Below are 25,073 nucleotides of genomic sequence, written 5' to 3' on the forward strand. Positions count from 1 at the left end.
ATGCTTAGTAGGAGGAGTGTATTCATGAAATTTATAATTCAACGGGATCAATTGATTGAGAGTGTCCAAAATGTAATGAAAGCCATATCTTCAAGAACAACGATTCCAATTTTGACTGGAATGAAAATAGAGGCTACAGCGGAAGGAATAAAACTGACAGGTAGTGACTCAGACATTTCAATTGAATCTTATATACCTCAAGAAGAAGATGGAATTGTTTATGTAGAAAATATTGAACCAGGTAGTATTGTCTTACAGGCAAAGTATTTCCCTGATATCGTACGTAAACTTCCTCAAAATACAGTTGAGATTGAAAGTGATAATCACAGGAACGTTACGATTCGCTCTGGAAATGCAGAATTCCATTTGAACGGACAAGATCCTGAAGAATACCCTCAGCTTCCACAACTGCATACTGAAAATAGCTTTGAACTTCCGATCGATCTTTTGAAAAATTTGATACGTCAAACTGTTTTTGCAGTGTCCACATCAGAAACGCGCCCGATTTTAACAGGGGTTCATGTTCGTATGGATAACGGGGAGCTGGAATTCATCGCAACAGACAGCCACCGTCTTGCATCAAGAAAAATTCCTATGGAACAACCAGAAGGCAAAGAGCTTCCATCTGTCGTCATTCCTGGTAAAAGTTTGACGGAGTTGAATAAAATCCTTGATGATTCAGAAGAAACGATTGAAATCAGCGTTACAGAAAATCAAGTTCTTTTCCGTACGAAACACTTATACTTCTTATCGCGGTTACTTGACGGCAATTATCCAGAGACCTCCCGTTTAATTCCGGAGCAAAGCAAAACGATCGTGAAAATCGATACGAAAGAACTGCTTCAGTCTGTGGATCGTGCATCTCTATTAGCTAAAGAAAACCGTAACAATGTCGTGCGTTTGATTACGAAAGAAAACAACCACCTTGAAATTACCGGTAACTCTCCAGAAGTCGGTAACGTTGTCGAAGAAGTAACGGCTGATGACGTAGAAGGGGAAGATCTGAAGATTTCCTTCAGTGCAAAATATATGATGGATGCCTTGAAAGCTGTCGAATATGACCAAGTGAAAGTTGAATTCACAGGTGCTATGCGGCCATTCCTCATACGCCCCGTTGACGATGAACAGATTTTACAATTGATTCTTCCTGTTCGAACTTATTAATAAGATGTGCCACTGAAACGAAGGTGCTGTTATGGATGACATAATGGCACCTTTTTATCTTTTTGAAAGGAATTGAGGCGGAAAATCGCTTGGACTTTTCTTACACCTATATCTTTAGTAAAATAGAATAAGGTGAATTCATAAAATAGGGTGAATAATATGAACGAACGTATTGAAATATCAACAGAATATATTCCATTAGGGCAATTTTTAAAACTTGCAAATATTGTCGAATCTGGTGGAATGGTGAAAATTTTTCTCAGCGAGTTTGAAGTGTACGTGAATGGAGAGTTGGAGAACCGCCGTGGACGGAAGCTTTACCTGGGAGATACGGTGGAAATAGAAGAATTCGGAGCCTTTGAGGTTGTCCGAGAAGAACAGAATTAACGCATATGTATATACATGAGTTGTCTTTGCGATCCTATCGTAATTATGATCAACTCTCTCTGACCTTTGACCATACGATCAATGTCATCATTGGTGAAAATGCCCAGGGGAAGACCAATTTGATGGAAGCCATTTACGTTTTGGCTTTTACCAAGTCCCACCGCACGCCGAGAGATAAGGAATTGATACAGTGGGATGCAGAGTATGGTAAAATAAAAGGGAGTATATTCAAACGTAATCGTAAGTTCCCTTTGGAAATCATCGTTTCCAATAAAGGGAAAAAGGCGAAACTTAATCATATCGAGCAAAAGCGCCTGAGTGATTATATCGGTGCTTTAAATGTGGTCATGTTTGCACCTGAGGACCTTAATTTAGTCAAAGGGAGTCCTCAGGTGCGTCGTCGGTTTATTGACATGGAAATCGGTCAAATTCAACCGACATACATTTATCATCTCGGTCAGTACCAAAAGATTCTCAGACAGAGAAACCATCTGCTGAAAGAACTTCAAAGAAAGCCTTCAGCGGATAGAACGATGTTAGGCGTACTGACCGATCAGTTAGTCGAACATGCAGCCACGATCATAGAAAGACGTTTCAAATTTATGCAGCTGCTGCGTTCATGGGCCACACCGATTCATGAAGGGATCAGTCGTAATCTCGAAAAACTAGAAATTGCCTATGATGCGAGTGTCAAAGTATCAGAGGATATGAATTTGGAAACAATAAGGAATACGTACAAGGAAAAATTTTCCGAAATAGAGTCGAAAGAAATCGATCGAGGAACGACCCTTGCAGGTCCACACAGAGATGATCTTGTTTTTTATGTGAACGGTAAAGACGTGCAGACGTATGGATCTCAAGGTCAGCAGCGAACCACTGCCTTATCTTTGAAACTTGCTGAAATCGAGCTCATTCATAGTGAAGTAGGAGAATACCCGATTCTACTATTGGATGATGTTCTGAGTGAATTGGATGACTACCGTCAATCCCACTTGCTCCATACGATTCAAGGCAAAGTTCAGACGTTCGTCTCGACGACAAGTATAGATGGAATTGAACATGAAGCTCTTGAAAAAGCAGAGATTTTTCATGTGAAAGAAGGAACGATAGAAGTCAGGAAATGAGGTGGCAAGTTGTTCATTCACATTGGTGATGATCATGTTATCCAGTCGAAAGATGTTGTGGCCATTATCGATCGAAGTTTAATTTCATCCTCTACGATCATTGAAGAAATGATTTTTAACCAGCGCAGAGAAAAACAAGTGATTGAAAGTAAAGATCATCAAGCGAAATCCATCGTAATCACAGATGAATACATCTATTTCAGTCCACTTTCTGTCTTTACGTTGAAAAAGCGTGCCAATATGATGACGACTTTGAATAAGTTAGAGGATTTCTCTGAAGAAACAGAGGATCAATAAAATAGATATCTGTAAGAGTATTAGAGTAAAACCACTTGAGGAATGTAGGTGAGTACCGTGAAAGAAGAAATTATCCGAGACCAAGAAGAACAGTCGTATGATGAAAGTCAAATACAGGTACTAGAAGGGTTGGAAGCGGTCCGTAAACGTCCTGGTATGTATATCGGGTCTACGAACGAAAAAGGTCTGCACCATCTGGTATGGGAAATAGTCGATAACAGTATTGATGAGGCGATGGCTGGTTATTGTGATCATATCCAAGTGGCTATAGAAGAGGACAATAGCATTACAGTCACCGATAACGGACGCGGAATTCCAGTTGGTATTCAAGAAAAAACCGGCCGTCCTGCTGTTGAAGTCATCATGACTGTTCTTCACGCTGGCGGTAAATTCGGTGGCGGTGGTTACAAAGTTTCTGGGGGACTTCATGGTGTAGGTGCTTCTGTTGTGAACGCATTATCTACCAAGTTAGAAGTTTTTGTCCACCGTGATGGAAAAATTCATTATCAAGCCTTTCACCGTGGGGTTCCAGAAGAAGATTTGAAAATCATCGGTGATACCGATATCACGGGTACTCGTATCCAGTTTAAACCGGACCCTGAAATCTTCAGTGAAACAGAGGAATACAAATTTGAAACGCTTGCGAACCGCTTGCGTGAGCTGGCGTTTTTGAATCGTGGTTTGACGATTACGATCGAAGATAAACGCACCGATGACGAACCGGTCAGCTATTATTACGAAGGTGGAATCCTATCTTACGTAGAACACATGAACCGTACGCGTGAAGCGCTCCATGAGCCATTCTTTATAGAAGATGAACAGGATGAGATTTCCATAGAAATCGCACTGCAGTACAACGATGGATTTGCGAGCAACATCTACTCGTATGCGAACAACATCCATACTTATGAAGGCGGAACTCATGAGTCTGGATTCAAAACAGGTCTGACAAGGGTCATTAATGATTACGCAAGAAAGAACAATATGTTTAAGGATACTGACCCGAACCTTACCGGGGATGATGTCCGTGAAGGTTTGACGGCCATTATTTCCATCAAACACCCGGACCCGCAATTCGAAGGCCAGACAAAAACGAAGCTTGGAAACAGTGAAGCACGTACAGTTACCGATAACTTGTTCTCAGAAGGGTTTTCAAAATTCCTGTTCGAAAATCCTAACATGGCAAAAAATATCGTCGAAAAAGGTTTGATGGCTTCAAGAGCCCGTATGGCGGCTAAAAAAGCCCGCGAACTTACTCGACGTAAGAATGCATTGGAAGTGTCCAATCTTCCAGGTAAACTGGCTGACTGTTCTTCCAAAGATGCCAATATCTCTGAACTTTACATCGTTGAGGGGGACTCTGCCGGTGGATCAGCGAAGCAGGGACGTGATCGTCACTTCCAGGCTATTCTTCCGTTAAGAGGTAAAATCATCAACGTGGAAAAAGCGCGTTTGGATAAAATCCTATCCAACAATGAAGTTCGTGCCATCATCACAGCATTGGGAACCGGGATCGGGGAAGATTTCGATATATCTAAAGCCCGTTACCACAAAATCGTCATTATGACCGATGCCGATGTCGATGGTGCACATATTCGAACGCTTTTACTGACGTTCTTTTATCGATATATGCGCCCATTGATCGAACATGGGTATATTTATATCGCACAGCCGCCACTTTATAAGATTCAACAAGCCAAACAGGTGTATTACACCTATAGCGATAAACAATTGGATCATATCCTGGGTGAGCTTTCTAATTCTCCGAAGCCGAGTGTGCAGCGCTATAAGGGACTTGGAGAAATGAACCCTGAACAGTTATGGGAAACGACGATGGATCCAGAAACACGAACACTTCTTCAAGTGAGTCTGGAAGATGCTATCGGAGCAGATGAAACCTTTGATATCCTCATGGGAGACAAAGTCGAACCACGCCGTAACTTCATTCAAGAAAACGCTCAATATGTACAAAACCTTGACGTATAAACGAAACAACAAGCCACATGAATGGAGAACGGCCTGAGCCTTTCTCTCTTTTGGTAACATAGGAGGTAAATAGAATGGTTGATCAACCCGAACGCCCACGCGTACAGGAAGTGAATATCAGCCAGGAAATGCGAACATCTTTCCTGGACTATGCGATGAGTGTCATCGTAGCACGTGCACTTCCTGACGTTCGTGATGGCCTTAAGCCTGTACACCGACGCATTTTATATGCGATGCACGATTTAGGTATGCATGCAGATAAAGCATATAAAAAATCTGCACGTATTGTCGGTGAAGTAATCGGTAAATATCACCCGCACGGTGATTCAGCAGTATACGATACGATGGTACGTATGGCACAAGATTTCAACTATCGATACATGTTAGTCGATGGACACGGAAACTTCGGCTCTGTCGATGGAGATGCCGCTGCTGCTATGCGTTATACAGAAGCGAGAATGTCGAAAATCTCAATGGAAATTTTGAGAGACATCAATAAAGATACCATTGATTATAACGATAACTATGACGGTACAGAACGTGAACCGATCGTTCTTCCTTCCAAATTCCCGAATTTGCTTGTCAACGGTGGCTCGGGAATCGCCGTAGGAATGGCTACCAACATTCCACCACACCAATTAGGTGAAGTGATTGATGGTGTCCTGGCTCTAAGTAAAGACCCGGATATCACGATACAGGAATTGATGGAAAATCATATTTACGGGCCGGATTTCCCTACAGCCGGAAAAATCCTCGGTCTCAGCGGGATTCGTAAAGCCTATGAAACCGGTAAAGGTTCCATTACAGTCCGGGCTGACGTCGAAATTGAAGAGATGGCCAACGGTAAACCACGCTTGATCGTGAATGAATTGCCTTATCAAGTCAACAAAGCACGATTAGTTGAAAAAATTGCTGATCTTGCGCGCGATAAAAAAATCGACGGAATTACCGACCTGCGTGATGAATCCGACCGTAATGGAATGCGTATGGTCATTGAACTTCGTAAAGATGTCAATCCGAATGTTTTATTGAACAACCTATATAAGATGACCGCCTTGCAGTCGACATTCGGTATCAACATGCTGGCTCTAGTTGATGGACACCCACGAGTCCTGAATCTTAAGCAATGCTTGGAATATTACTTGGAGCACCAAAAAGAAGTCATCAAACGACGGACCGCTTACGAACTTCGTAAAGCCGAAGCGAGAGCTCATATTTTAGAAGGTTTACGTGTCGCTTTGGACCATCTGGATGAGGTCATTACCTTGATTCGTGAGTCGCAAACGACAGAAATCGCCCGTTCCGGTTTGATGGAGCGTTTCGGATTATCCGAAAAGCAGTCACAAGCCATCCTTGATATGCGCCTGCAGCGTTTGACAGGATTAGAGCGTGAAAAAATAGAAAATGAATATCAGGATCTCGTCAAATTGATCGCTGAATTGAAAGCTATTTTAGCGGATGATGAAAAGGTTCTTGAAATCATTCGTGAAGAATTGCTTGATATTAAAGAGCGTTACAATGACGAACGACGCACAGAAATCATTCTTGGGGGTACAGACTTCATCGAGGATGAAGACTTGATTCCAGAAGAAACGATCATCGTAACCTTGACCCATCAAGGCTATGTGAAACGACTACCAGCGAGCACATATCGGTCCCAGCGCAGAGGTGGACGAGGTGTCCAAGGTATGGGTACCCACGAAGAAGATTTTGTCGAACATCTTCTGTCTACTTCCACACACAATACTTTGTTATTCTTCTCAAACAAAGGAAAAGTGTACAAAGCGAAGGGATATGAAGTTCCTGAATTCAGTCGAACAGCAAAAGGTATTCCAATCATCAATATGTTGAATATTGAACGTGATGAATGGATCAATGCTGTGATAGCTGTCGAAGACTTCGTCGATGACTGGTTCTTCGTGTTTACAACGAAGAATGGAATAACCAAACGTACGACTCTGTCCCAGTTTGCCAACATACGTAAAGGCGGTCTGATTGCCCTTGGTCTGCGGGAAGATGATGAGTTGATTTCTGTTAGACTGACTGATGGTACGAAAGATGTCATGATCGGTACACAAAATGGGTATCTGATTCGATTCAATGAAGATCAAATCAGAGCGATGGGCAGAACAGCGGCTGGTGTCAAAGGTATTTCTCTCCGTGAAGACGATAGAGTCGTTTCCATGGAAATTTTAGATGATGACCTTCAAGTCTTGACGGTTACAAGTAAAGGATACGGAAAACGTACCCCGGCAAGTGACTACAGAATTACGAATCGTGGAGGAAAAGGTATCATCACTTGTAATTTGACCGAAAAGAATGGCCAGGTCGTAGCGACCAAAGCCGTTCACGGAGATGAAGACGTCATGATTATTACAGCAAGTGGCGTCCTGATCCGTATGTCTGTAGAAAGTATTTCTGAAACAGGAAGAAATACACAAGGAGTACGCTTGATCAAACTCGGTGAAGGCGAAGAAGTGGCTACTGTCGCACGTGTAGAAACTGAAAAAGAAGAAGAGGAAATGGTAGAAGAAGCCATTGAACTTGATGAAGAGACTGCAGAGACAAACGAAGACTCTCAAGAGGATTCTTCTGCGGATACAGATGGAGAAGAATCGTAACCCTTTTTTCAAAGGTCGCCTGTCGAGGTAAAAAAAGCGGCAGGCGGCCCTTTTTAATATTTAACGCTTATAAGGAGAGGTGAAAGGCTTTATGCAAGTGCATCCTTCTCAGTTGGTCCCTGGATGTATTATCACAAAAGATATCATAGGCAAGACCGGCCGGCCGATCATACCAAATCGAACCGTCGTTTCTCCTATACATATAAGAGTGTTGGAGCAGTTTCTGGTAGAGGAAGTGGAAGTAGCTGATAAATTGTCTGATGGGACGTTGTTTACACCTCGTTCAACAGATTCTGAAGAAGAGAATCCTGTATCGAATGAACCTCCTGTAGCTGAATTGACTCCTTTTTATGAAAATTATTTAGAGGCTGTCCAAAGCTATAAAAGATGGTTCAAAGAATGGCAGCATGGGGATCCAGTAGATTTACTTGCTTTACGTAAAGTTATGGTTCCTTTACTAGAAGAAGCCGTGGAATCAGGGAAAGATGTTTTCAAACTTCACCATTATTCTTCCAGTGGTGAATATTTGTATCACCATAATGTAGCAATGGGTTTGATTTCTGCCTATTTAGCAGAAAAGATGGGATACAAGTATGGGGAATGGATACAAATAGGACTCGCTGCCACTTTATGTGATGCAGGTATGTCTCAGATCGATCCGACGATCATATGGAAAGAGGGCTCTATTCTTGAATCAGAATATGCCGAAATCAAGAAACATCCTTTGATCTCCTTTCAATACGTAGAATCCACCCCTTATTTGAGTAAAAGTGTAAAATTAGCGATTCTTCAGCACCATGAACGATTGGACGGAAGTGGTTACCCTATAGGGCTTAAAGCAGATAAAATTCATCCCTTCAGCCAAATCATAGCTGTCAGTGACATTTATCACGCAATGACCTGTGAAAGGATTTATAGAGTTAAACAATCCCCATATAAAGCTCTTGAGGAAATTTTACAAAAGCAATTCGGGCGCTATGATCACCGTGTCATTCAAGTGATGGTAAAGGAATTGACGGATTATTCGACAGGAACAAAAGTACGACTCTCCAACAAACAGACAGCAGAGGTGATGTTTGTCGATCAATCTCAGCCTACAAGGCCAATGGTCCGGTTGGAAGAAGGAAGTATCTTTCAATTGAAAGAACAGCGTCACTTGCATATCGAAGAAGTTATCGGTTAAATGAAGACCAGTTCCCTTTAAGAAAGGAACTGGTCTTTTAACCATTCAGCAATCAACTTTGGAATGTGTTCTGATGCAGCATTCAGGAAGTGAATGATAAAAACATAGTCTTCCCGGTCTCTCATTTGTTCCATTTCCCCCCACCATTCTCCTTCATACCGGACCAGCATACTCAAGTTATAAAGGACAGCAAAATATGATAAAAGGGCGGGCCAAGGTTCTTCGGTTTTTTGACTGGAGTTCTTATAGTGATAGATAGGTTTCATGGATTCTAGTGGTCGAAGCAATTCATCCATAGAAACTTTTTCTTTCGTACAATTAAATTGGAAAAGATGATGGGCTGCGTATGGAAACAAGCCATGAGGCTGGATTCTCACATCATCTTCTAAAAAACGATAATGCTGCTTTTTACGTTTACGAGTGGATAATCCATGGGCTAATACTTTGGAAGTAGCAGGATATCCAGGGTCTACTGTCAGCAGGCAGCTTTTTAAATAATGGTTCAGTCCATAGTAATATAATAGAGGTTTGACGCTGAGGGGAGTATGGGAGGCAGCATTCCAATACTCTTCTCCTAAATTCAACCCGTGTATAAACCTTTCAGCGTTATGAAACGCGTGATGATCCACTTTAGGATGATCGATCCTCTCGTAACAAGATGCTAAAAAAGGGCGCGAATGTGCGGTCACCTTTAAGTATGTAAGGATCGTTTCTTCAAACACCATACTCTTCATCTCCTTTTCACTTGTTACAAAAAATCCATTATTTATAACATTTTCCTTTAATTTGTAAAAGTGGAAATCCCTCATGATTTTTATGGTTGAAAAACCACAATCATTGTCGTATTGTAAATAACAATAAGTAATTGTAAGTCGGATTTACCACTTATTTTACCCACCTTTACCTAAACTATTTGATAAAAGGGAGAGATCAATGCATGCGTGAGGACAAGTTTACTAAAGAAGGTTTGACGTTCGATGATGTGCTGTTGCTGCCTGCAAAATCAGATGTGCTGCCTAGAGACGTTTCATTAGCCACCGAACTGACACCTACTTTACGTCTGAATATGCCGATCATCAGTGCGGGGATGGATACCGTGACAGAAGCGGCTATGGCGATCGGAATGGCAAGACAAGGCGGTCTTGGTATCATCCATAAGAATATGTCTATTGAAGAGCAGGCTGAGCACGTGGATCGAGTAAAACGATCAGAAAGCGGCGTCATTACCAATCCATTTTTCCTGACTCCTGAACATCAAGTTTTTGATGCAGAACATTTGATGGGCAAGTTCCGTATATCTGGTGTTCCAATAGTCAATAACGAAGAGGAACAAACCCTGGTCGGAATCCTTACCAATCGTGATTTACGGTTCATCGAAGATTACTCCATCCAAATCAAAGAAGTGATGACAAGTGAAAACTTAGTCACAGCCCCTGTAGGAACGACTCTTGATGAAGCAAGCGGGATCTTACAAAGGCACAAAATCGAAAAGCTTCCAATGGTTGATGAAGAAGGAACCCTCAAAGGTTTGATTACGATCAAGGATATTGAAAAAGTCATCGAGTTCCCTAACAGTGCCAAAGACAACCAGGGCCGTTTATTGTGCGGTGCAGCAGTCGGAGTTACAGCAGACGCTATGACACGGATCGACAAACTTGTTGAAGCCGGTGTCGATGTTCTTGTTGTGGATACAGCGCATGGACATTCACAAGGGGTCATCGATCAAGTGAAACGTATCCGTGCGAAATACCCTGAAGTGAATATCATTGCGGGGAATGTAGGTACAGCGGAAGCTACTCGTGAGTTGATTGAAGCTGGTGCAGACATTATCAAGGTGGGAATCGGTCCTGGTTCCATTTGTACGACCCGCGTTGTAGCTGGTGTCGGAGTTCCTCAAATAACAGCTGTCCATGATTGTGCTGTAGAAGCAGAGAAGCATAATAAGCCGATTATTGCAGATGGAGGAATCAAATATTCCGGAGACATCGTCAAAGCCATCGCTGCAGGAGGACATGCGGTTATGCTCGGAAGCCTTCTTGCGGGTGTGTCCGAAAGTCCAGGGGAGACGGAAATCTTCCAAGGACGTCGTTTCAAAGTTTATCGTGGTATGGGATCCGTCGGTGCGATGGAGTCCGGATCCAAGGATCGTTACTTCCAAAATGATCAAGAAGCGAAAAAGCTTGTACCTGAGGGAATTGAAGGCCGTATGCCATACAAAGGACCACTTGCTGATTCCATTCACCAAATGTTAGGCGGGCTTCGTTCAGGAATGGGTTATTGTGGTGCCCCTACGATTGATGCATTGAGAAAAGAAGCGAAATTCACAAGAATCACCGGAGCAGGTTTGAGAGAAAGCCACCCACATGATGTACAGATTACTAAAGAGGCGCCGAACTACTCCGTTTGACCTGGTAAATCATTGCTAGACAGGGACTTTTCCCTGTCTATTTTTTTATGGAAGCATGTGATAAAATGACAAAGATGCATATTTTATAGGTGGAGGTTGAAAAAGTTGATACAAAGATTCAAAGCATCATTAGCCATTACACTGGCTATCATTTTAAGTTTTACTGCCGTTTTTGCTGGTCCTAAAGATACATACGCCTCTACGGTTGCTGTCGAAGCGAAGTCAGCGATTTTAGTAGATGCTGAAACAGGAAAGGTTTTGTTTGAGAAAGAGGCAGATTTGACCCTCCCTCCAGCTAGTATGACAAAGATGATGACAGAATATCTCGTACTAGAAGCGATTGATGAAGGGAAAATCAGCTGGGATACGACAACACAAATCAGTCAATATGCTTTTGATATATCCGCCAACCCTGAATATTCAGGGGTCGGTTTGAAATTAAATAAAGATTACACTGTACGTGAACTCTATGAAGCTATGGCCGTCAATTCAGATAATGCGACTACGATCGCACTTGCAGAATTGCTGGCAGGTACAGAAGGCGAATTCGTCAAAATGATGAATGAAAAAGCCAAAGAAATGGGTCTGCCGGATTATGAATTCGTAAACTCTTCCGGTTTGAATAATTCCCATTTAGATGGGAACCACCCCGAAGGAACAGAACCAGATGCTACAAACTTGTTATCCGCAAGATCAGCAGCTCTCCTGGCTTATCATTTAATCAATGATTATCCGGAATCTTTGGAGTTTTCAGGTCAGACGACAGCTGAAATTGATGGACAAAAGGTTACGAACTGGAACTGGATGATTCCGAATATGCCGGGGTCTTTATCACAATTCGGTTATGAAGGTGTCGATGGGTTGAAAACCGGATATACGGACCTTGCAGGAAACTGTTTCACAGGAACGGCCGAGAGAAGCGGCCAGCGTTTCATCGCTGTTGTCATGAAAGCCGATTCCCGACCATCTCGTTTCCGTCAAACGGCTAAACTTTTTGATTATGGGTTCCAACAGTTCGAACGAAAAGAATTGTTTGAGGAAGGTTACCAGATCGATGGAGAATCAGAACTTCCAGTTACGAAAGGAAAAGAAGATGTAGTAGAACTGGAAACAAACGATTCTTTGTCCACCCTTGTGAAAAAAGGGGACGAGGAAAATTATACGATCAAATACAATATTTCCAAAGATAAATTAGATGCAAATGGAAAATTGGTTGCTCCTGTTGAAAAGGGACAAAAAGTAGGAACCGCTGAGCTGGTCTACAGTGGAGAGGATCAGTATGATAACATTCTCTCGAAAAAGACGAATACAGTAGATCTAGTGACAACATCATCTGTTGAAAAAGCGAACTGGTTCATGCTCATGATTGGCGGGATCGGTGAATTCTTCAGTGATATTTTCAGTGGTGCGGTGGATATGGTAAAAAGCTGGTTTTAATCGGCTATATCCAATTTAAGTAGTAGGAATTGATCATCTCTTGCGTTACAATAGTGGATAGGAATTCTTTTAAATCAATGAGAGAGCTATATAGCTGAATTAGGAGGAATGTATCATGTCACAAACAGGTACAGATCGTGTAAAACGAGGAATGGCTGAAATGCAAAAAGGCGGCGTCATCATGGACGTCGTAAACGCTGAGCAAGCAAAAATCGCCGAAGAAGCCGGAGCAGTTGCGGTCATGGCGCTTGAACGTGTACCAGCTGATATCCGTGCAGCTGGAGGCGTAGCACGTATGGCGGACCCTACCATCGTAGAGGAAGTCATGAATGCAGTATCGATTCCGGTTATGGCCAAAGCTCGTATTGGGCATATTACAGAAGCACGCGTATTAGAAGCGATGGGTGTAGACTACATTGATGAAAGTGAAGTTCTGACCCCTGCGGATGAAATTTACCATATCAAAAAAGACGATTACACTGTACCATTCGTTTGTGGCTGCCGTAACTTGGGTGAAGCGACACGCCGTATTCGTGAAGGGGCATCCATGCTTCGCACAAAGGGAGAACCAGGTACGGGTAACATCGTAGAGGCTGTCAGCCACATGCGCCAAGTACAGTCCCAAATCCGTCATCTTCGCGGTCTATCCGAAGATGAGGTAATGGTTTATGCAAAAGAAAATGGTGCTCCATTCGATCTATTGATGGAGATCCGTGAAGAAGGCCGCCTTCCAGTAGTAAACTTTGCTGCCGGCGGTATTGCTACTCCAGCTGATGCTGCATTGATGATGCAGTTGGGAGCGGACGGTGTATTTGTTGGTTCCGGGATTTTCAAATCCAACAACCCAGAAAAGTTTGCTCGTGCAATTGTAGAAGCAACGACTCACTATGACGATTATAAACTGATCGGTGAACTTTCCAAAGGACTTGGAACAGCTATGAAAGGCATGGAAATGTCCACTTTGACTGCTGATCAGCGCATGCAGGATCGCAGCCAGTAATTGAGCAGACGATTGACCGGTCACGGGCAGTCGGATAGTCATTTTTAGTTTCATTGTTTAAAAAAGGAGACATGCATCATGACGACAATCGGTGTATTAGGACTTCAAGGGGCATTTCGTGAGCATGTTCGTTCTGTAGAAGCTACAGGAGCAAAAGCGCTCGTAGTGAAAAAGAAAGAACAACTCGAGGATATTGATGGTCTGATCATACCTGGTGGAGAAAGTACGACCATGCGTCGTTTAATTGATAAGTATGATTTTTTAGAACCTATCCGCCAATTCGGGAAGCAAGGAAAACCGTTGTTTGGAACTTGTGCAGGCTTAATTCTGCTGGCTTCAGAAATAGACGGCTCTTATGATGTTCATTTAGGACTGATGGATATCAAAGTTCGAAGAAATGCTTTTGGTCGTCAGCGTGAAAGCTTTGAAGCGGATCTTGATATTAAAGACATCGCAGACGGATTCAATGCTGTATTCATCCGTGCGCCTTATATCGAAGGTGTCGGTGAAGACACAGAAGTACTGGCAACCTATGATGGTCACATTGTTGCTGCTCAACAAGATCATTATCTGGCATGTTCATTTCATCCTGAGCTGACCGACGATCATCGTTTAACGAGTCATTTTGTCGAAATGGTCGATCAGTCTAAAAAATCACTTGCATTCTAAAAAAATTTAAGCTAATCTAAGTGAACACAATAAAGATATCAAAACGTTGATAGGAAATAGTAGCATGAACTTCTTTCCAAAGAGAGTCAGTGGCTGGTGTGAACTGATGAAAGAATTATGTGAATCCATCCTTGAGTGTCCGATTGAACAACAGTAGGTCGGACCGGCCCTCACCGTTATGAGATAAGCCGGAAGGTCGATATATGACCTTCAATCTGGGTGGTATCGCGGGAAGCTTAAACAAGAGCTCTCGTCCCTATATAAGGGACGGGAGCTTTTTTATATACAAAAATAAGGAGGAATCAACTATGTTGGATATGAAATACCTGCGTCAAAATTTTGATGAAATCAAAGAGAAATTACAACATCGGGGAGAAGATCTCTCTGATCTGGATGCTTTTGGTGACTTAGACAGCCGCCGCCGGGAACTCATCCAAGAAACCGAAGAATTGAAAGCTCGTCGTAATGAGGTTTCTAAAGAGATTTCACAGCTTAAGAAACAAAAAGAAGATGCTGATGATAAAATCAAAGAAATGCGTGAAGTAGGCGATCGTGTAAAAGAATTAGATGGAGAGCTGAAGGATGTAGAGGAAAAGTTACAAACCCTTCTTCTATCCATCCCGAACATCCCACATGAAAGTGTCCCAGCTGGAGAAGATGAGGATGATAACGTTGAAGCTAGAAAATGGGGAGAGATCCCAACCTTCAACTTTGAAGCAAAAGCCCATTGGGACGTAGCTACAAACTTAGGATTACTGGATTTTGAACGCGCCTCTAAAGTGACAGGCAGCCGATTTGCTTTTTATAAGGGAATGGGAGCTCGTCTGGAGAGAGCTTTATTGAATTTCATGATGGATTTACATGCAGATGAACATGGTTATCAGGAAATGCTTCCCCCTCAGATGGTGAACCGGGATTCTATGACTGGTACTGGTCAATTACCGAAGTTTGAAGAAGATGCATTTAAGATTGAAGACTGGGATTACTTCTTAATTCCGACAGCAGAAGTACCTGTGACCAACTACCACAGGGATGAAATTTTATCTGTTGAAGATTTACCTCAAAAATTTGTAGCTTTCAGTACCAATTTCCGTTCTGAAGCAGGGTCTGCCGGGCGAGATACAAGAGGATTAATCCGTCAGCATCAATTCAACAAAGTCGAGTTGGTTCAACTTGCTAAGCCTGAAGATTCTTATGATGTATTAGAAGAGCTTACAGGCCATGCTGAGAAGGTCCTGCAGCTGCTTGAACTACCTTATCGAGTCATGAGCATGTGCACAGGAGATTTAGGCTTCACAGCGGCTAAAAAATACGATATTGAAGTATGGATTCCAAGCTATGATACGTACCGTGAAATCAGCTCTTGCTCCAATTTCGAGGACTTTCAGGCTCGCAGGGCAGGAATCCGTTTCCGCCGTGAAGAAAAAGGAAAGCCTGAATTTGTTCATACCTTGAACGGTTCCGGTCTTGCTATCGGTCGTACAGTCGCTGCAATCTTAGAAAATTATCAGCAGGAAGACGGCTCTGTCATTGTACCTGAAGTTCTTCGTCCATACATGGGTGGAAAAGAAGTAATTAAATAATGCTTGTAGGGCCACGTCTTTACGTGGCCTTTCTTACATACATAAGGGGTTCTATTAATGCTTGGTGTTGTTATTTCAAAAATCGTAGCTTAGATCAGCTCTTTCCGTTCTGGAATCTGTTTTTGTGTCCTTTTAGAATGACTCGCTTTACGTGGGTACCGTGAGTTTCCTTAGGCTGACGTTTTCCGGGGTCTCACGATGTACCTTCATCCCACAGTAGTCTCCCCATCCCCGCGGAAAGCGGACTGTTTTCTCTTCCCTCCCACATTATGATTAAACGAGGGACCGATGGAGTAATAAGTAATCGTTATAAAGAGCAACAAACGACGTTATCAAAGTCTGAAAAAAATTTTTCAAGAAATGTTGACGATTTTTATAAACCGTGATAGTATATTATTTGTCGGTCACACGGAGGAGTACCCAAGTCCGGCTGAAGGGAGCGGTCTTGAAAACCGCCAGGGGGTTAACGCCCCGCGGGGGTTCGAATCCCTCCTCCTCCGCCATTTAAATTATCAACAATAGCGCATAAATATTGGAGATTATAGAATGAAATCGTTACTGTTAAGTAACGGTTTTTTTTATGCTCTTTTTTAAGTGATGAAGCATGACTGCTTTTCAAGATACATATCGAGAATGATTATAGAAGTAGTAGAGGTATAAACGTAAAACACGGGCTAAGGGCTGCAATAAAGGTGAAATTCTGTTTGGATATCGCTTATATCGCCTCCCGATACGGGGTGAAAATAATCTTATCCTCTACTAAATAAAGGTTTCAGAAAAGAAAGATATATTGTAAGATTTATTTAGAGGCTCACTCATATCGGTTATAGCGTCTGGCGATACAGTAACTATATCGATGAACGTAGTTTTATTTGATGTATCGCTACCCGATACATATTGCTAACTTGGTAGAAAAACGTCATCTTTTAGTAAAGGAGATCCGATATGCGACACGATATACGTCCAAACGAACGTGCTTATTCCACGAAAGAAGTGGCAGAAGAGGTAGGTATAGCCACGCCTACAGTAAGGAAATATGGTCAAATACTCGAACGCAATGGATATGAATTTTTTAAAGAGGGAGATCGGAGGATCTTTGTTCAATCCGATATCGACGCCCTCATAGCGATACGCGATACAGCACAACCTAAAGACGATACAGCTAAAGAGTTGGTTGAACAGCAGCAAGAACGCTTATCCAGCACCGAAACGACGAGTGTAGCGGCTCCCGATACATACGATACTGCTCTTCAAGACTCTGCCAAGCTTCATGAGTTCTTAAAGTTCTTATCCAGTGAACTGGCTGCCTCACGGGAAATGAATGCACAACTTTCTAATGATATCACTCAACTCAAAACTACGGTCTCGCGTCTTCAACAGGATCACCATGTTATCAGCGCAGGGGTCGGGAACATGGCTCAAAAAACAAATACCAAAATAGATAAATTAACAGCCCGGCAAGAAGCTCAATACGAAGAATTGCTGGAACAAGAAAAACTTAAAAGTGATATGCTTCAACAAGAATTGCAAGCGATGAGAGAAGAACAGAAGCGTGAATGGCAATCTCAAAATGAGTTCAATAAAAGGTTGGAAGGAAAAGTGAAAAACTCAAAAGGAACCTGGGATTGGCTGCGTTCTTTATTCAGTAAATAAAAAATCCTGCAGCTTACATGTAAGCTGCAGGATTTTTATTAAGACTTCTTCTCTATTACGTCAGCAAGTGGCTTGAGCGCCATTTACGGGATTGTTGAATGAAATGACCGATTTTCTCTAAAATAGGTTCAATGCTGTCTTCATCATTCATCACATCGTAATCAGCAATATTTAATCGTAATACCGGACAGGCGTTAAAGTTATCGATCCAATTCTCATAACGTTTAAACATTTCCTCCCAATATTCGACTGGCGTTTCCTGTTCCATTGGCCGGCCTCGCTTTTTGATACGTTCTAAGACGTCGTCAAAAGAGCCTTCCAGATAAATTAATAAATCAGGATGAGGAAAATATGGGGTCATGACCATAGCATCAAATAGGTTGCGATACGTTTCATAATCTGTACCCGACATCGTTCCTTTTTCATAATGCATACGGGCAAAAATCCCGGTATCTTCATAGATGGAACGGTCTTGAATGAACCCGCCTCCATATTCAAAAATTTTCTTTTGTTCTTTGAAGCGCTCGGCTAAGAAGTATATTTGAAGGTGGAAACTCCAACGTTCAAAGTCTTGATAGAATTTATCAAGGTAAGGGTTGGTGTCCACTTTTTCAAACGAGGTACGAAAATTTAATGCATCGGCAAGAGCATTCGTCATCGTTGACTTCCCTACACCGACGGTACCAGCTATCGTTATGACGCTGTCATGTGGTATTCCGTAGCGTTCACGTGCATTCATTTGATAACTTCTCCTTTATTTAAATGTTGCTCTACTTGATCAACAATATAATTCAAATCATCTTGGTGCTTAACAAAGTCCAGGTGATCACCGTTCAAGCGAATGATTGGTATATCCGGATGGGTAGCTTCGAAGTGGTTCATGAAATCCTCATAATCTTGGGATAGCTGTTGTAGATAAGACGGTTGAATATTCGCTTCCACATCTCGGTTACGCATTCTGATCCGGTCTAATAAAGTATCCAAACTCGCATGCAAATATACAATGATATTCGGGCGTGGCATATCGTGTGTTAAGATATCGAATATTTGAGAGTACTTGTGAAATTGTCCTTCCTGCAGCGTACGACGAGCAAATATCATGTTTTTCGAAATATGGTAATCGGCTACGACAGGCTTTCCGTGCTGCAGATATTTGCGGTCGATATCTTCAAGCTGCTTGAAACGATTACACAAGAAGAACATCTCAGTTTGGAAACTCCATTCTTCAATATTATCGTAAAACTTGCCTAAAAACGGGTTCTCCTCAACGATTTCCTTGAGTAAATGAAAATCAAACTGGGAGGCGAGCTTTTTAGACAGAGACGTTTTCCCAACCCCAATGGGCCCTTCAACAGAAATGAAAGGTAGTTGTCCCATCTCTTCTCCTCCTTGTAACTCTATTAAGAAAAAGCTTAGGTACTGTTATGACTACATCAGTTTCGGTACCTTATGAACTAAAAACAAATTTCGATACGTTTTGACAGACAAATAATATTTTATCATATACAAAGCAATGAAGTAACATCCATGCTTTATTTTTAGTGGAATTTACTTTTCAATTGTCTGCTTGTTTTGTATAATATTACACATACATTTTGAGCCCCCGTAGCTCAGGGGATAGAGCATCGGTTTCCTAAACCGTGTGCCGCAGGTTCGAATCCTGCCGGGGGCGTTTAAACAAACAATAAAGGCTGGGGGAGCATTGTTACTTTTGCTCCCCCAGCCTTTTTCATTTATCCTCTTTCAACACTCCTTTTTCTATATGAAGAATCCGGTGGCCGAGTGATTCGGCTTCATGCCGATCATGCGTGACTAATAGGATGGGTATTTTCCATAATTTATGTAAGCGAACCAGTTCTTGTTGGCATTGAACTTTAGTTTGATGGTCCAACGAAGAAAAGGGTTCATCCAGTAATAACAAAATCGGTTGTGTAGCTAAAGCACGGGCTAACGCTACTCTTTGTTTTTCGCCACCTGATATATGTGCGGGATATTTATTCATAAGGTGATTAATACCTACTGCATCTATCAATTGACTCGTCAGAGACGCATCTTTCGCTCCATACTCGATATTCTTCTTCACTGTCATATGAGGGAATAAAGCATAGTTTTGAAAAACATATCCTACTTTTCGATTTTGAACAGGAGCGGGCTTTTGCTTTCCCTTAAATAAGATGTTATCTCCTAATTGTATAAAACCATCATCCGGGTGTTGAAGACCAGCAATACAATCGAGAGTAGTGGTTTTACCTGATCCCGAAGGACCGGTTAGTACAGCTATTTCATTCCCAAGATTGATATTTACATTTAAAGGGAACCTGTCTAATTGCTTGGAAAAGTTTGTTTTCAGCATAAGGTTAACTCCTTAATGAATTCATTCTTTTGACGTGGTGAGCATGTTACGCCTGGTCCACCAATTCAACCACAAAATGGAACTAAGTCCGAGAATTAATAAAACAAGAACCCAGATTTTCGCTTCTTCCATATGACCAGATTCGACAGCAAAATAGATGGCTAGGGGAAGTGTTTCTGTTACTCCGGGAATGTAACCTGCAATCATCAACGTGGCTCCGAATTCACCTAACGCTCGAGCGAAAGTCAGAACCAGACCGGCTAAAAGACCCGGCCATGCGAGCGGGAGGGAAATGGTAAAAAACACTTTCACTTTTGATGCCCCCATGGTTAAAGCAGCATTTTCAATATTTTGATCATAATTGCTGAAAGCGGCAGTAGCGCTTTGATACATAAGAGGAAAAGAAACCACAATTGCTGCAAGGACCGCACCGATCCAGGAGAATACGATTCGGATTCCGAACCAATCCATGAGAAGACTCCCAATCCAACCTTTTTGACCAAATATGTATAAGAGTCCAAAGCCTATGACAGTGGGTGGAAGCACAAGAGGGAGCAAAAGAATGGATTCAATCAAACTTTTCCCGGGAAATATTTTTCTGGAAATGATTCGGGCAAGGATAATTCCCATAATGAAAACAATCAATGTAGCAATGGTTGATATTTTTAAAGAAAGCCAAAAAGGAGAATGCATCATCGTGTGTTAATCACTTCCTGGAAACCGTATTTATGAAAAATTTGCTGGGCACGTTCTGATTGTAGATATGTGAGGAATTTCTCTGCTCTTTTTTGGTTTTTCTTATTGTCAATAACAGCCGCTGGGTAAACAATCGGCTTGTGTAAATCTTTGTCGATGTATTCAGCGATTCGAACACGGTCTGAGATCTTAGCATCACTTGCATATATGAATCCGTAATGAACATTTTCCGATTCTACATAGGCCAGCACTTGACGTACATTACTCGTGAAAACAGTACGTCCATGCATTTCCTCCCATAATTGAATCTTTTTTAACACTTGTTTCGTATATGTACCAGCGGGAACACTGTCTGGATCGCCAATAGCGACCTTTCCATCTTTAAATTTAAGATCCTCAACATGAACGTTGGAACGGTTGTGCTTAGGTACAATCAATACCAGTTGATTTCCGACGATATTGTGGCGTGAGTTCTTTACAATCAGGTTTTGTTCTTCAATCTTGTTCATCCAACGCTGATCTGCCGATAGGAAAACATCCACCGGGGCTCCACGGATGATTTGCTGAGCGATTTTCCCTGAGCTTGAAAAGTTGATCTCAATTGATTCATTATTCTCCCTTTCATACTCATCGGCGATCTCTGATAAAACATCCGTTAAACTTGAAGCGGCAGATATAGTGAGTGGAGAAGTATCATCAACATTGGAACAGCTGGTTAGACCAAAAAGGAGGGTTGTAAAATAGAGAACAATTGTGGGTCGATTCATCCTTCATCCTCCTTAATCATCGATGGAAGTTCATCAATTATTATACATTCAGATGAAAATGAAGTAAAAACGGAAAGAAAGGAGGGTGATTTATGAAAACTAAAATTATTGTTGGTATATTGGTAGCTCTCCTGTTGACTCAAATGCCCGTAATCGGAAAGTATTTTGCAATTTTGAATACAATGATTCATGAAACCGGACATTCTTTCTTCGCACTTATTACTGGGGGAGAAGTGCAAAGGATCTCATTATTTCCTGATACCTCAGGAACTACATTGACTGGACATTCTTCTTGGTGGAGTCAATTCTTAACCAGCATTGCAGGGTATGTCACATCGTCGTATTTTGCTTTTTTGTTTTTATCTTTGCTGCTAAAAGAAAAATATAAATGGATCATATATATCCTGTTAGTCTTTCTTTCCATAAACCTTTTTTTCTGGGTCCGAAACCTTTATGGGCTTTTTTGGATTGGATCGTTTGCAGCGGGATTCATATGGCTTTTAAAATCTGGAAATAAGACATTCGTACAGTATGTTCTCGTTTTGATCGCTTCTCTCGTTTTTGTCGAAGCAATTACAAGCGCATTTGAAATTATGTGGGTCAGCTTCGTAACGCCTCTCAGGGCGGGAGATGCTGCCAACCTCGCCCAATTAACTACGTTTATCCCTTCGCCGATTTGGGGGATTGTTTTTTTCGTGCAAGCTGTCTGCTTTTCTTGGTTTGCCTTAAAAAAAGTGCTTGTTTAAACGCCTGTTTTTTATTTTTTTACAAAAATCCGCTCATGCCCTGCCTTTCATACAACTACTGAATAAGGTAGTAAAGAACTAAGAGAGGGGGGAATCAAATGAGTAAAGGATACGGTGGAGGCTTCGCGCTTCTAGTAGTATTATTCATCCTTTTGATCATCATCGGGGCATCTTATGGAGGCGGCCGTGGTTACGGTTATTAATAAATGAGCGGGGTTCCCCGCCCCCTTACATAAATAGGTTTGAAGCTGACTGAAAAGGGTAACTAGTAAATAGACTATTGGTACAGAGGGGTATTCATTATGGATTTAAAAGAGCGTTTAATCAGTCATGGTTATGACCATATTGATATTTTGATTATTGATGAAGAATCAAATCAAACGACTGTGCCGGATATAACTCTACACAAGGTATCTGAATTGGAATATAAACTTTATCTAATTCCTGAAACCATCCACTATCATCTGGAAGATGAAAATCCGTACTTCGAAGCAGAACAAAGAAATGAATTGGGAGAGCCGAAAAAAATCAAAGGTTTCGTCCTAGAGTGGTAAAAAGATCCTGTGAAAGGGTCTTTTTTTTATTTCATGTTTTTGTTTAACCTATCCATCCGTTTACATTTTGGTTATAAAAGGAAAATAAAACTTAAATCTTTTCAGGAGGTATGAAAAATTGAAAACACATTCTTTGTATATTAATGGCGAATATATTGATTCGACAGGTGATGAATGGATTGATGTCTTGAACCCAGCGAATGAACATGTCATATCCAAAATACCAAAAGGGACCGAAGAAGATGTCAATCGAGCTGTTGAGGCAGCGAATGAAGCGCAAAAAAGCTGGGAGCTGAAGCCGAATATAGAGCGAGGTAAAATTGTCAGGAAATTGGGGGATCGCATAGAAGAGAAGCGCGATACATTCATTGACCTGCTTCAAGAAGAACAAGGAAAGGATTATGAATTAGCCAGTGGAGAAGTGGACCTGGCTATCGACTACTTCCGCTATATGTCTGAATGGGCGAGGAGGATCGAAGGAGAGGTTGTCCCAAGTGACCGACCGAATGAAAATATCTTTATTTATAAAAAACCGATCGGTGTGGTAGGTGGAATTGTCCCATGGAACTTCCCGGTTTTCATCTTAGCCAGAAAAGTGGCCACAGCATTGGTGACCGGGTGCACGATTGTATTGAAGCCTAGTCAGCAAACACCGAACACAGCTATGGAATTCACTAAAATTGTTGATTCAATGGATGAAATTCCAAAGGGTGTCTACAACGTAGTGACAGGTACCGGTTCAGAAATAGGAAACACGTTGGCTGCTCATAAAGAGGTACACATGATATCAATGACAGGAAGTGTCCAAGCTGGAACGAAGGTTATGGAAGCAGCTGCTCAAAACATAACAAAAGTGAACTTGGAGCTGGGAGGTAAAGCACCAGCGATTGTTACAAAAAACGCTGACTTAGATGTGGCGGCAGACAGTATAACGACTTCTCGATTGGCGAACAATGGACAAGCTTGTACAAACGCAGAGCGTGTATATGTCCATGAGAGTGTGGCGGAAGATTTGGTGGAAAAACTCCGTCATCGTTTTGAATCCTTGAAAATAGGAAACCCAAGAGAAAGCAAAGAAGTAGATGTGGGTCCGCTTGTCAGTATGGAGCGATTAGAAGAAGTGGAGGCAATGGTCGAGGGGGCTGTGGAGAGCGGTGCACGCGTTGAAATTGGAGGAAAACGCGAAGACTTGGAACATGGATACTTTTATCAGCCGACGATTCTTACTGAGATTGATCATAGTAATAAAATCATGCATGAAGAAATATTCGGTCCAGTCATCCCTATTGCCACATTTAAAACCTTAGACGAAGCGATTGAGAAAGGGAATGATACAGAGTACGGTCTCTCTTCTTCGGTCTACACAGAAGATATGAATGAGGCAATGCGTGTAATCAATGAACTGAAATTCGGTGAAACTTTCGTCAATCGAGAGAACTTTGAAGCTGTTCAAGGCTATCACGCCGGAATGCGTAAATCAGGACTCGGAGGAGCGGATGGTAAACACGGAATGGAAGACTTTCTAGTTACTCAAGTCGTATACATGGAATACAAAAACGATCAACAATAGAAAGAAGGTTGCCTGGATCAGGCAACCTTCTTTTACTCTTTATTCAGCCATCTTGCAGCGAAATCTACAGATTCCTTCATAGAAAAAAGGCGACTTTCTGCCAGCCCCACTTTCCCGAAGATGACTGAATGATCGGCTTCAAAATCCCTGCCTATGGTTTCGAAGGAATCTTCGTTGAATTCGATGTCCTTATAAGTCATCCAGATCTCTCTCCCATCTTTTTGGATGGGCGCACCACGAACGTATTCTTTTCTTACGTCCGCTTTGTATTCGGATAAATGAAAGCTTGTGTTGGTATCGTATCCTACACCAATCAATAAGATTTTTGCATCAAGGTCATACGCTTTCTGAAGCGGTGAATTCTCACCTAAGGAATACTCCAGTTGATGGTCCTTGGTTATTTCACCTGCATGTTTTCCCCATGCAGATATAGAAAAAGTAGGGTGATAGCTCCTATAAACCTCTGGAAACTTTCGGAATAACTCAGGTAGAACACCTAAATATGTAGAAGGCGTCTTGTCACGATCAAACGCAGGCATCGTTTGTCGTATGGTGTCGTGCCATTCTTTTGGAACGGGTGGATTCTCCCATTCTGACGGATCAGATAGGGTTAGAGAGTGCGTTTGTATAATCAAAGTCCCCTCTGTGGTTACCGCATCCATTAGAGATTGAAGGACTGCTTGCGGTCCTCCGACCGTCCAGCCCAGCGCTTTCATCGAGACATGTACTAAGAGATTATCCCCTCGGCGGATTCCCAGCTTTTGTAGATCTCTTGTCAAAGAATTAATAGTGTTGGGTTTGGTGGATTGTTCGATCACTTTTTTTTCGGACAAAGTTTATCCCCCTTCTTCTTTATACAAAAAGATGCTCTTTCTT

At 41.9% G+C, this 25,073-nt stretch carries 24 protein-coding genes, 2 tRNA genes and 1 other annotated feature; of the genes, 19 read left to right on the forward strand and 7 right to left on the reverse strand.

All coding sequences use genetic code 11. From position 1 onward, the window contains the following. Positions 1-24: 24 nt before the first annotated feature. The 7 genes from dnaN to LCL89_RS12705 all read left to right on the forward strand — a co-directional run bounded on the left by dnaN (position 25) and on the right by LCL89_RS12705 (position 8,762). A complete protein-coding gene (dnaN, locus tag LCL89_RS12675) occupies positions 25-1,164 on the forward strand; it encodes a DNA polymerase III subunit beta (RefSeq protein WP_197316889.1) in 1,140 nt (379 codons plus the stop codon). Between the two features lie 159 nt (positions 1,165-1,323). Next, on the forward strand, positions 1,324-1,551 hold the full coding sequence (gene yaaA / locus LCL89_RS12680) for a S4 domain-containing protein YaaA (protein ID WP_197316888.1): 228 nt from the start codon (positions 1,324-1,326) through the stop codon (positions 1,549-1,551). A 5-nt stretch (positions 1,552-1,556) separates the two neighbouring features. Next, positions 1,557-2,675, forward strand: a complete 1,119-nt coding sequence (gene recF / locus LCL89_RS12685) for a DNA replication/repair protein RecF (RefSeq protein WP_197316887.1) — start codon at positions 1,557-1,559, stop codon at positions 2,673-2,675. 9 nt (positions 2,676-2,684) lie between these two features. Then, on the forward strand, positions 2,685-2,972 hold the full coding sequence (remB, locus tag LCL89_RS12690; RefSeq protein ID WP_197316886.1) for an extracellular matrix regulator RemB: 288 nt from the start codon (positions 2,685-2,687) through the stop codon (positions 2,970-2,972). 57 nt (positions 2,973-3,029) lie between these two features. Continuing rightward, positions 3,030-4,958, forward strand: coding sequence for a DNA topoisomerase (ATP-hydrolyzing) subunit B (gene gyrB / locus LCL89_RS12695; RefSeq protein WP_197317688.1), 1,929 nt, complete (start codon positions 3,030-3,032; stop codon positions 4,956-4,958). Between the two features lie 74 nt (positions 4,959-5,032). Then, the gene (gene gyrA, locus LCL89_RS12700) at positions 5,033-7,579 is read left to right on the forward strand and encodes a DNA gyrase subunit A (protein ID WP_224810406.1); all 2,547 of its coding nucleotides are present in this window, start codon (positions 5,033-5,035) and stop codon (positions 7,577-7,579) included. Positions 7,580-7,670: 91 nt separating this feature from the next. Next, on the forward strand, positions 7,671-8,762 hold the full coding sequence (locus LCL89_RS12705; RefSeq protein ID WP_224810407.1) for an HD-GYP domain-containing protein: 1,092 nt from the start codon (positions 7,671-7,673) through the stop codon (positions 8,760-8,762). Between the two features lie 17 nt (positions 8,763-8,779). Here the strand turns inward: LCL89_RS12705 and LCL89_RS12710 are convergent, their stop codons facing one another. Beyond that, a complete protein-coding gene (locus tag LCL89_RS12710) occupies positions 8,780-9,487 on the reverse strand; it encodes a YaaC family protein (RefSeq protein WP_224810408.1) in 708 nt (235 codons plus the stop codon). A 212-nt stretch (positions 9,488-9,699) separates the two neighbouring features. On the opposite strand from LCL89_RS12710, the gene guaB reads away from it, so the two are divergent. The 7 genes from guaB to LCL89_RS12745 all read left to right on the forward strand — a co-directional run bounded on the left by guaB (position 9,700) and on the right by LCL89_RS12745 (position 17,511). Beyond that, positions 9,700-11,169, forward strand: coding sequence for an IMP dehydrogenase (gene guaB / locus LCL89_RS12715; RefSeq protein WP_224810409.1), 1,470 nt, complete (start codon positions 9,700-9,702; stop codon positions 11,167-11,169). Between the two features lie 105 nt (positions 11,170-11,274). Then, positions 11,275-12,606 (forward strand): serine hydrolase, encoded by a 1,332-nt coding sequence (locus tag LCL89_RS12720; RefSeq protein ID WP_224810410.1) that lies wholly within the window; start codon positions 11,275-11,277, stop codon positions 12,604-12,606. Between the two features lie 115 nt (positions 12,607-12,721). Next, the gene (gene pdxS / locus LCL89_RS12725) at positions 12,722-13,606 is read left to right on the forward strand and encodes a pyridoxal 5'-phosphate synthase lyase subunit PdxS (protein WP_197316880.1); all 885 of its coding nucleotides are present in this window, start codon (positions 12,722-12,724) and stop codon (positions 13,604-13,606) included. Positions 13,607-13,684: 78 nt separating this feature from the next. Next, positions 13,685-14,275, forward strand: coding sequence for a pyridoxal 5'-phosphate synthase glutaminase subunit PdxT (gene pdxT / locus LCL89_RS12730; protein ID WP_224810411.1), 591 nt, complete (start codon positions 13,685-13,687; stop codon positions 14,273-14,275). A gap of 37 nt (positions 14,276-14,312) precedes the next feature. Beyond that, positions 14,313-14,536: a binding site (T-box leader), on the forward strand. Positions 14,537-14,583: 47 nt separating this feature from the next. Then, positions 14,584-15,858, forward strand: a complete 1,275-nt coding sequence (gene serS / locus LCL89_RS12735; protein ID WP_197316878.1) for a serine--tRNA ligase — start codon at positions 14,584-14,586, stop codon at positions 15,856-15,858. Positions 15,859-16,268: 410 nt separating this feature from the next. Then, positions 16,269-16,361, forward strand: a tRNA-Ser gene (locus tag LCL89_RS12740). Positions 16,362-16,803: 442 nt separating this feature from the next. Then, positions 16,804-17,511, forward strand: coding sequence for a hypothetical protein (locus tag LCL89_RS12745; protein WP_224810412.1), 708 nt, complete (start codon positions 16,804-16,806; stop codon positions 17,509-17,511). A gap of 55 nt (positions 17,512-17,566) precedes the next feature. Here the strand turns inward: LCL89_RS12745 and LCL89_RS12750 are convergent, their stop codons facing one another. Continuing rightward, on the reverse strand, positions 17,567-18,250 hold the full coding sequence (locus tag LCL89_RS12750) for a deoxynucleoside kinase (protein WP_197316876.1): 684 nt from the start codon (positions 18,248-18,250) through the stop codon (positions 17,567-17,569). Continuing rightward, entirely contained in the window at positions 18,247-18,888 is a 642-nt protein-coding gene (locus tag LCL89_RS12755; protein WP_197316875.1) for a deoxynucleoside kinase, read from the reverse strand. Before LCL89_RS12755 ends, LCL89_RS12750 begins: the two co-directional genes overlap by 4 nt. 222 nt (positions 18,889-19,110) lie before the next feature. Between LCL89_RS12755 and LCL89_RS12760 the strand changes: the two genes are divergently transcribed. Further along, positions 19,111-19,183, forward strand: a tRNA-Arg gene (locus LCL89_RS12760). 57 nt (positions 19,184-19,240) lie between these two features. Here the strand turns inward: LCL89_RS12760 and LCL89_RS12765 are convergent. From LCL89_RS12765 to modA, 3 genes are read right to left on the reverse strand one after another with little or no spacing between them, the layout of a single operon-like run. Then, the gene (locus LCL89_RS12765) at positions 19,241-19,864 is read right to left on the reverse strand and encodes an ATP-binding cassette domain-containing protein (protein ID WP_224810413.1); all 624 of its coding nucleotides are present in this window, start codon (positions 19,862-19,864) and stop codon (positions 19,241-19,243) included. A gap of 21 nt (positions 19,865-19,885) precedes the next feature. Further along, positions 19,886-20,560 carry a molybdate ABC transporter permease subunit gene (modB, locus tag LCL89_RS12770; protein WP_224810414.1) on the reverse strand — a complete coding sequence of 225 codons (675 nt, stop codon included), beginning with the start codon at positions 20,558-20,560 and terminating at the stop codon, positions 19,886-19,888. Continuing rightward, positions 20,557-21,327 (reverse strand): molybdate ABC transporter substrate-binding protein, encoded by a 771-nt coding sequence (modA, locus tag LCL89_RS12775; protein WP_224810415.1) that lies wholly within the window; start codon positions 21,325-21,327, stop codon positions 20,557-20,559. Before modA ends, modB begins: the two co-directional genes overlap by 4 nt. 92 nt (positions 21,328-21,419) lie before the next feature. On the opposite strand from modA, the gene LCL89_RS12780 reads away from it, so the two are divergent. The 4 genes from LCL89_RS12780 (at position 21,420) to aldA (ending at position 24,197) form a co-directional block, all read left to right on the forward strand. Further along, entirely contained in the window at positions 21,420-22,073 is a 654-nt protein-coding gene (locus tag LCL89_RS12780; protein WP_224810416.1) for a M50 family metallopeptidase, read from the forward strand. 98 nt (positions 22,074-22,171) lie between these two features. Beyond that, positions 22,172-22,276, forward strand: coding sequence for a YjcZ family sporulation protein (locus tag LCL89_RS12785; RefSeq protein ID WP_197316870.1), 105 nt, complete (start codon positions 22,172-22,174; stop codon positions 22,274-22,276). A 99-nt stretch (positions 22,277-22,375) separates the two neighbouring features. Next, positions 22,376-22,627, forward strand: coding sequence for a hypothetical protein (locus LCL89_RS12790; RefSeq protein ID WP_197316869.1), 252 nt, complete (start codon positions 22,376-22,378; stop codon positions 22,625-22,627). 118 nt (positions 22,628-22,745) lie between these two features. Beyond that, a complete protein-coding gene (aldA, locus tag LCL89_RS12795; protein WP_224810417.1) occupies positions 22,746-24,197 on the forward strand; it encodes an aldehyde dehydrogenase in 1,452 nt (483 codons plus the stop codon). A gap of 32 nt (positions 24,198-24,229) precedes the next feature. On the opposite strand, the gene LCL89_RS12800 is transcribed toward aldA, so the two are convergent. Then, on the reverse strand, positions 24,230-25,030 hold the full coding sequence (locus LCL89_RS12800) for an aminoglycoside N(3)-acetyltransferase (RefSeq protein ID WP_224810418.1): 801 nt from the start codon (positions 25,028-25,030) through the stop codon (positions 24,230-24,232). Positions 25,031-25,073 lie beyond the last annotated feature (43 nt).

The sequence above is a fragment of the Halobacillus yeomjeoni genome, from assembly GCF_020171525.1.
Lineage (GTDB): Bacteria > Bacillota > Bacilli > Bacillales > Halobacillaceae > Halobacillus > Halobacillus yeomjeoni.